The following is a 7,283-nucleotide window of genomic DNA, read 5'->3' as shown; positions in this document are numbered from 1 at the left end:
TTCGACGCTGCTCACCACAAGTTTTTAAGCGAAAGACTTTTTGGTTCTTTTTCTGGGGCCTGCCCTGAGAAGGCTATTTACCTTGCAAACGAAGGGGCGGTACAAAAAAGAAAAAGAACACTAACAAAAAAGCCAGACTTTCGTCTGGCTTGAAGATATTCTGGTAGCGGCTCAGGGATTTGAACCCCGGACACGCGGATTATGATTCCGCTGCTCTAACCAACTGAGCTAAGCCGCCACTTTATGAAGGCCCCGGGGCCATGGTTTTCAGCTTTCAGTCCTTTGCGTTCCTTCCAAAGCAAAAGCCCAAGTATGTCTGCTTGGGCCGATGGCCTCGTCCCTAAGGCCCAATGTAAAATGGTAGCGGGGAGAGGATTTGAACCTCTGACCTTTGGGTTATGAGCCCAACGAGCTACCAGGCTGCTCCACCCCGCGACGTATTTCCACTGTAAAATCCAATGATACCAAACTTTGGGGCCGGTGTCAAGGTATTTCTGCCTTGGGGCTTGACAGCAGGGGGGCGGGTAATTTATAATTACAGCATATATTAACCGCAGGAGACCTTATGACCAAAATGACCCACAGTCTGGTGACCAAGCTGACCCTCAGTTTTGTCTTATTGATAGTGGTGATAGCCGGACTGGCCTTCGTTACCACCTATAATGCCACCCAAAAGGCGCTTAAGGAGCAGATGGGCTGCGAACTTCGCTCCACTGCGGCCGCGGCCGCTTCCCTGATAGACGGCGGACAGCATGCCGGGCTGAGAGCGGGAGACGAGCAGAAGCCCCAATACCTGGATATCCAGAAACAGATTCAGAAGATCAGGGCCAACAACCCCAATATCAAATACATTTACACCATGCGCCGGGCCGGGGACGGAGTGGAGTTCGTGATCGACGCCGATTACGGGGCCGAGGAAGACGCGGCCTCGATCGGAGAGGCCTACGAACAGGGACCAAATTACAAGGAACTGATGGACGGCTTTGAACGCAACAGCGCCGACAAGGAATTCACCACCGACCAGTGGGGCGTGGTGCTTTCCGGTTATTCGCCCATCCGCGATTCCCTGGGCAATTCGGTGGGGCTGTTGGGGGTGGACATGGACAGCAAGGAAGTGATAGCCCGCCAGCAGTTCATCCAGAACACCATCTATTACATCATTGGGATCGCCATCCTGCTGGCCGGGATCATCGTCCTGCTGTTCTCCCAGACCATCATCCGGGACATCAACAAGCTCAACCGGACCGCCAACAATATCAGCCTGGGCCAGATGGACGCGGTGGTGGACGTCAAACGCCGGGATGAGATCGGAGAGCTGGCCGAATCGTTCTCCCGGATGCAGGCCAGCCTTAAGATCATGATGAACCAGGACGAAAACCCAAACGAAAGCGAGAAATAAGGTGACGCCAGTGACACAATTAGCGCAAAAAGTTTTAGAGACCACCACCCCCTATCTGGGTCCGGCCTCCAAGATCTTTTTGGACCGCCAGACCAAGCGCCACATGAACGGGGTGATCTTTGATTACCTGGAAAAGAACCACCTGCCCGACCTTTCGCGCTGGGTGATGATCTCGGCCGGGCTGCTGATAGACAAGAACAAGGCCAAAGAGCTGTCGGATAAGATCTCCACCCTGCAGGCGGCCTAGTTATCCCATCATTGCCAAAAGGGCTTTCCCGGTCATTCGGGAAAGCCCTTTTCTTTTTGTCTTCACAGGAATTATCAGCCGGCCGCCGGGACCGTTCAGCGTTTACGGTTCAGGGAGTCGGAAGAATAAAACCGGTAGGAGACCTCTCCGGGCTTCACCATTCCCAGGTTCTCCCGCACCAGGGCCTCTATCACCAGCCGGTTCTCCTGGACCAGCCGGATCTCCCTCTTCAGGATCTCGTTGTGGGCCAGGTTGACCATTATCTGCCTTTTTAAGGAGGCCTGCCGTTTGTGCATTTTGATGGTCTTGATCCAGCCGTAATTCCCCAGGCCAAAGGAAACCACCACCACTCCGGTGATCACCAGGGTCAGGGCCAGCACCAGCTTTTGACGGAATTTTTTATTTTTAGCCGAACGGTTCATTTACGGTTAGTAACTATTCCGCCACAAAGACACAAAGACACCAAAAAATTTAATTGCTTAAATTTAATCTGGTATTGAAATACTTTGTTTTTTCGTGCCTTTGTGGCAAGTTCAATTTACTGTTTAAAGGCTGACTGTCCGGGATAGACGGCGGACCCGCCCAGTTCCTCTTCGATCCTCATCAGTTGGTTGTATTTGGCCACCCGCTCGCTGCGGGAGATGGAGCCGGTCTTGATCTGTCCGGCGTTGGTGGCCACCGCCACCTGGGCGATGGTGGTGTCCTCGGTCTCGCCCGAGCGGTGGGAGATCACCGTGGTGTAGCGGCTGGCCCGGGCCAGGCCGATGCAGTCCAAGGTCTCGGTCAGGGAGCCGATCTGGTTGAGCTTGATCAAAATGGAATTGGCCACGCCCCGCTCCAGCCCCATCTGCAGGCGCTTGACGTTGGTGACGAACAGGTCGTCGCCGATCAGCTGGATCTTCTTTCCCAGTTTTTCGGTCAACAGCTTCCAGCCGTCCCAGTCGTCCTCGGCCAGCCCGTCCTCCAGCGAGATCAGGGGGTACTTGGAGGCGAAGGAGGCGTAGAGCTCCACCATCTCGGCCGAGCTCAGCTTCTTGCCGCCCACCTGGTAGAAACCGTCCTTGAAGAATTCGGTGGAAGCCGGGTCCATGGCCAAAAAGATCTCGCCTCCCGGTTTGTATCCGGCCTGCTCGATGGCCTCCACTAAAAGCTGCAGGGCCTCTTCGTTGGCCTTCAGCGGCGGGGCAAAGCCGCCCTCGTCGCCCACCGTCACCGGGTAACCCTTCTTATGCAGGATCTTGGTGAGGGCGGCAAAGGTCTCGCTGGCCATCTGAATGGCCTGGCCGAAGGTCCTGGCCCCGGCCGGGACTATCATGAACTCCTGCATCTCGATGTTCCAGCCGGCGTGCTTGCCGCCGTTCAAGAAATTCATCATCGGCACCGGCAGGGTCTTGGCGTTGGCCCCGCCCAGGTAGCGGTAAAGCGGCAGACCGGAGCAGGCGGCGGCGGCGTGGGCCGCGGCCAGGGAAACGCCCAGCACGGCATTGGCCCCCAGTTTTGACTTGGCCGGGGTGCCGTCCAGTTCCAGCATGGTCCGGTCTATCTTCACCTGGTCCCGGGCGTCCATTCCCGTCAAAGCCGGGGCGATCAGCTGGTTGACGTTGTCCACCGCCTTTTTGACCCCCTTGCCGCCGAACATTTTGGGGTCGCCGTCCCGGAGCTCCAGCGCCTCGTGCTGGCCGGTGGAGGCGCCCGAAGGCACCGCGGCCCGGCCAAAACTTCCGTCCGCCAGGTGGCAGTCCACCTCCACGGTGGGGTTGCCCCGGGAATCGATGATCTGCCGGGCCCAGAGTTTGGTGATGTTTGACATGGTGGCGCTATCTCCAGTTATCTTTTAATAAGTATTTGTTGATCTAGTCAATGATCTTTTCCAGTTTGAATTTTCCGTTCCGGTAAATGGCATAGGTAAAATTCTTGAAAAAATCCCCCAGGTTCAGGAAAACGTGGCCCTCCATGTCCTTCAATGTCGGCTGGTGGGTGTGGCCGAACACCACCGCCCGGTAGCCCAGGGCAAAAAACCTGGCGGCCTGGCGCTCCAGCGGCGCCTGATCAACATTTTTATGCTTGGTCAGATGATTGCGGGAAAATCTTGAGAACCAATGGGCAAAGGAGACGGCCAGGTCGGGATGGATAAGGCTGAAAGCCCGGATGCTGAGGGGGTTCCTCAGCACCGCCTTCAGCGCCCGGTAACCCCGGTCCGTCTGATCCAGGCCGTCGCCGTGGCAAAGCAGCACTTTTTGGCCGTCCAGGTCAATGGTCAGATCATCCTTGACGATCTTGAATCCCAGCTGCTTTTCCAGGAAAGGCCCGGTCCAGTAATCGTGGTTGCCGGCCAGCAGGGTGATCTCCACCCCGGATTGCCGCAGTTTCAGCATTTCCGCTAATACTTCAAAATGTTCGGACTGTATCACGGCCCGGTATTCAAACCAGAAATCAAACAGGTCGCCCAATATGTACAAGGGACCGGGCTGGTCCCGGATAACGGCAAAAAGCTTCTTCAGCCTGGCCAGTTTCAGCCGTTCCAGTTCGGGGCTGCCCGCTCCCAGGTGAACGTCAGATAAAAAGTAAAAGGGTATTGACATAAAAATGCAGTCGTGGTATCTTAAATTGTTTAAAGTTTTGGCCGGGACCCGCAGGCTTCAATACCTTAAAACTATATCACATGCAAAAATAAAAGGCAACTGAATTTTTTATTGACTTTTAACCGGCGGATGCTTAAAATGATCAAATGGAAAGAATGATGAGACCGAAAAGACTTGGGATCAAGGCCCTCTGTCTGATCCTGGCCCTGGCAGCCTTGAGCTGCGGCCGCAATGCGGCCGTCAACAAGGGCCGGCAGTTTTTGGAGATCGGCGACCTGGGCAAGGCCATCGAACAGTTCTCCCTGGCCGTGCAGGATTCCCCCAAGGATCCCCAGGGGCATTACTATCTGGCCAAAGCCTACTGCCTGGCCGATTCGGCCGGACCGGCCTGCAAGGAATACGGGATATTGAGCCGGCTGGATTACCCGGCGGCCCAGGATACCTTCCTCCGCCAAAGGGTGGCGGTGTATCTGGGAATGGAACCTTACGAAATCACCAGGCTGACCTTTGCGGCTGGCAACGACGCACTGCCGGCTCTCTCCCCCGACGGAAAGAAGATAGCCTTTTCCAGCAAGCGGGACGGCAACACCGAGCTCTATGTGATGGATGCCGACGGCCAAAACCAGAAACGGATCACCAACAATCCGGCCCTTGATTTTATGCCGGCCTTCAGCCCGGACGGAAAGAGCCTGGCCTATGTTTCCGACCGCGACGGAAACGATGAGATATATCTCCTGGACCTGCAGACCAAAAAAGAGCGGAGACTGACCTTCAACAAATTCAATGAGCAGATGCCCCGGTTCACCCCGGACGGGAGCGAATTGTTCTTTTTAAGCGACAGCGGAACATTTTGGTCGTTGTGGAGGCTGTCCCTGGCCAAGAATGCCCGGCCCCAATTGGTCCGCCCCGACCCGCAGGAAAAGGGGGATAAAGAATTCTTTGACATCGTATCCGGCCAGGTGTTCTACCAGCAGGCCCAGGAAAACCAAAAGGTCCTGAAATTATGGCCCCTGGCCGGGGGGGAGCCCAGGCCGGTCAGATGTCCGTCGTTCCGGGGCGGGATACCCACGATGCTTTCGCCTGACCGGAGATACCTGCTGTACACCTCTTCCCGCCAGGGCAACGACGAGGTCTATCTTTACGACGTCCGGGAGGACAATAATCTGAGGCTGACCGTCAATCCGGCCGAGGACATGGCCTTTGGACTTTTCCCCGACCTGAAGACCATCCTGTTCGATTCCCAGCGCGACGGCGACCGCGAGGTTTACCTGCTGCATTTGGACCGGATGATACCGGCCGACCGGATCATCAAGGCCCTGGCCCAGGGGCAATAAAATAATTTCGGCAACAATAATAATTGGGAGGCAACAATGGAATGGCGATGTTCAATCTGCGGCTACGTCTACGATCCCAATCTGGGGGATCCGGACGGCGATGTCAGGCCGGGAACCTATTTTGAATATCTGCCCCTGGACTGGATCTGCCCCGAGTGCGGAGCCGGCAAGGAGGTCTTTGAAGGGATAGACGAGGATTTTGAGGACGAGGAGTTTGTGCCCCGGAACCTGCTGTAAATATAATACCGTTCAGACAGGAGCTCCTCCGCTGAAGCTAGTGCCTCCGCTAAAGCTATGGCACTTGCGGCGGCTAAAATATAAAAGCGTAAGCGGATGGCGCTTGAAGAAGTCCGGCATTGGAGCGTAAGCGGATTTACATGATTTTACGGATCAAATTATTTTTAAAGTCCAATATATTCAGCAAGGTACCTTGGATTTAAACTATAGCTGATCAACAACCACCAACAAGGCAGAAGATGGAACAATGCAGCAGCGCCTTCGATAAACTGGTCAGGATCGGCATCGCCCTTTCATCGGTGCGGGAGCTGGAGAAACTGCTGGAGCTGATCGTAAGCGAGTCCCGGGCCTTCGCCAACTGCGACGCCGGCAGCCTGTACATCAAGGAAGGCGACCACCTGAATTTCGTGATCAGCCAGAACGACACCCTGGCCGCCCGGGAGGGCAAAAAGGCCGAGGAGATGCTGTTCAAGCCCTTTCCGGTGCCCATCTCCAACAAATCCCTCTCCGGCTACGTGGCCAACACCGGGACCCTGGTCAACATCCCGGACGCCTACGCCATCCCGGATTCGGCCGAATACCATTTTGACCGGTCCTTTGACCAGAGGGTCAATTACCGCACCACCTCCATGCTGCAGCTGCCGATGAAGGACGCCCAGGGCGGGGTGATAGGTGTGCTGCAGCTGATCAACGCCAAGGACGAAAGCGGAAAGATAATCCCGTTCAACAAGGACTCCGAGGAGCTGATGCTGTCGGTGGCTTCCCAGGCGGCGGTGGCCGTCAAGAACGCCCGGCTTAACAGGGAGATCAAGGAAGCCCATCTGGACACCATCATGCGGCTGGGCCTGGCGGCCGAGTACCGGGACAAGGAGACCGGGGGCCACATCCATAGGATGAGCCACTATTCGGGCATCATCGCCCGGATGATGGACCTGCCCCAGGAAAGGGTGGAGGCCATCCGCCTGGCCAGCCCCATGCACGACGTGGGCAAGGTGGGGATACCCGACGCCATCCTGTTGAAGCCCGGCCACCTGAATGTGCTGGAGAGGAAGATCATGGAATCCCACACCATCATCGGGGCCGAGATCCTAAAAGATTCGGCGGTGCCGATGCTGCAGCTGTCCCAGACCGTGGCCATGACCCATCACGAAAAGTGGGACGGCACAGGCTATCCCAACAAGTTCAAGGGCCAGGAGATACCGCTGGAGGGCCGGATAGTGGCCCTGGCCGATGTCTTTGACGCCCTGTCCAACAAGCGGGTCTACAAGCCGGCCATGTCCATAGCCGAGACCATGCAGATCATCACCGAGACCTCGGGAACCCATTTTGACCCGGCGGTGACGGAGGCCTTTGTCAAGGGGATGGACCAGGTGATGGAGGTCTACGAGAAGTACAAGGAAGTCTGATACAATGAGCAATGAACAGTTAACAATGAACTGGAAACGGCCCTTCGACAGGGCTTCGGCACGCTCAGCCCGGCGGCT

Annotated in this window: 7 protein-coding genes, 2 tRNA genes and 1 pseudogene; 5 read left to right on the top strand and 5 right to left on the bottom strand. The window is 56.2% G+C overall.

Annotated features, from left to right (window positions below; translation table 11 throughout):
* Positions 1-161: 161 nt before the first annotated feature.
* A tRNA-Met gene (locus Q7U71_00975) sits at positions 162-238 on the bottom strand.
* A 120-nt stretch (positions 239-358) separates the two neighbouring features.
* Positions 359-435, bottom strand: a tRNA-Met gene (locus tag Q7U71_00970).
* Positions 436-565: 130 nt separating this feature from the next.
* Between Q7U71_00970 and Q7U71_00965 the strand changes: the two genes are divergently transcribed.
* The gene (locus Q7U71_00965) at positions 566-1,399 is read left to right on the top strand and encodes a HAMP domain-containing protein (protein MDO9390330.1); all 834 of its coding nucleotides are present in this window, start codon (positions 566-568) and stop codon (positions 1,397-1,399) included.
* Positions 1,400-1,409: 10 nt separating this feature from the next.
* Positions 1,410-1,646, top strand: a complete 237-nt coding sequence (locus tag Q7U71_00960) for a hypothetical protein (protein ID MDO9390329.1) — start codon at positions 1,410-1,412, stop codon at positions 1,644-1,646.
* Positions 1,647-1,741: 95 nt separating this feature from the next.
* On the opposite strand, the gene Q7U71_00955 is transcribed toward Q7U71_00960, so the two are convergent.
* The 3 genes from Q7U71_00955 to Q7U71_00945 form a co-directional block, all read right to left on the bottom strand.
* Positions 1,742-2,068: a septum formation initiator family protein gene (locus Q7U71_00955; GenBank protein ID MDO9390328.1), complete on the bottom strand. Its 327-nt coding sequence runs from the start codon at positions 2,066-2,068 to the stop codon at positions 1,742-1,744.
* A 116-nt stretch (positions 2,069-2,184) separates the two neighbouring features.
* Positions 2,185-3,456: a phosphopyruvate hydratase gene (gene eno / locus Q7U71_00950; GenBank protein ID MDO9390327.1), complete on the bottom strand. Its 1,272-nt coding sequence runs from the start codon at positions 3,454-3,456 to the stop codon at positions 2,185-2,187.
* A gap of 43 nt (positions 3,457-3,499) precedes the next feature.
* Positions 3,500-4,228, bottom strand: coding sequence for a UDP-2,3-diacylglucosamine diphosphatase (locus Q7U71_00945; GenBank protein MDO9390326.1), 729 nt, complete (start codon positions 4,226-4,228; stop codon positions 3,500-3,502).
* 155 nt (positions 4,229-4,383) lie between these two features.
* Between Q7U71_00945 and Q7U71_00940 the strand changes: the two genes are divergently transcribed.
* The 3 genes and pseudogenes from Q7U71_00940 to Q7U71_00930 all read left to right on the top strand — a co-directional run bounded on the left by Q7U71_00940 (position 4,384) and on the right by Q7U71_00930 (position 7,205).
* Positions 4,384-5,562 carry a DPP IV N-terminal domain-containing protein gene (locus Q7U71_00940; GenBank protein MDO9390325.1) on the top strand — a complete coding sequence of 393 codons (1,179 nt, stop codon included), beginning with the start codon at positions 4,384-4,386 and terminating at the stop codon, positions 5,560-5,562.
* A gap of 36 nt (positions 5,563-5,598) precedes the next feature.
* Positions 5,599-5,754: pseudogene (locus Q7U71_00935) on the top strand (rubredoxin).
* A 284-nt stretch (positions 5,755-6,038) separates the two neighbouring features.
* Entirely contained in the window at positions 6,039-7,205 is a 1,167-nt protein-coding gene (locus Q7U71_00930) for an HD domain-containing protein (protein ID MDO9390324.1), read from the top strand.
* The last annotated feature ends 78 nt before the right edge of the window (positions 7,206-7,283 follow it).

Source organism: bacterium, assembly GCA_030655055.1.
Classification (GTDB): Bacteria; Edwardsbacteria; AC1; order AC1; family EtOH8; genus UBA5202.
Note: the sequence above shows the minus strand (reverse complement) of the source record. Positions and strands in the feature narration are given on the sequence as shown.

Bases quoted from the DNA above. Each gene is read 5' to 3' on its own strand.
- Q7U71_00940 (MDO9390325.1), top strand. From the start codon at position 4,384: ATGATGAGACCGAAAAGACTTGGGATCAAGGCCCTCTGTCTGATCCTG.
- Q7U71_00945 (MDO9390326.1), bottom strand. From the start codon at position 4,228: ATGTCAATACCCTTTTACTTTTTATCTGACGTTCACCTGGGAGCGGGC.
- Q7U71_00965 (MDO9390330.1), top strand. From the start codon at position 566: ATGACCAAAATGACCCACAGTCTGGTGACCAAGCTGACCCTCAGTTTT.
- eno (MDO9390327.1), bottom strand. From the start codon at position 3,456: ATGTCAAACATCACCAAACTCTGGGCCCGGCAGATCATCGATTCCCGG.
- Q7U71_00930 (MDO9390324.1), top strand. From the start codon at position 6,039: ATGGAACAATGCAGCAGCGCCTTCGATAAACTGGTCAGGATCGGCATC.
- Q7U71_00955 (MDO9390328.1), bottom strand. From the start codon at position 2,068: ATGAACCGTTCGGCTAAAAATAAAAAATTCCGTCAAAAGCTGGTGCTG.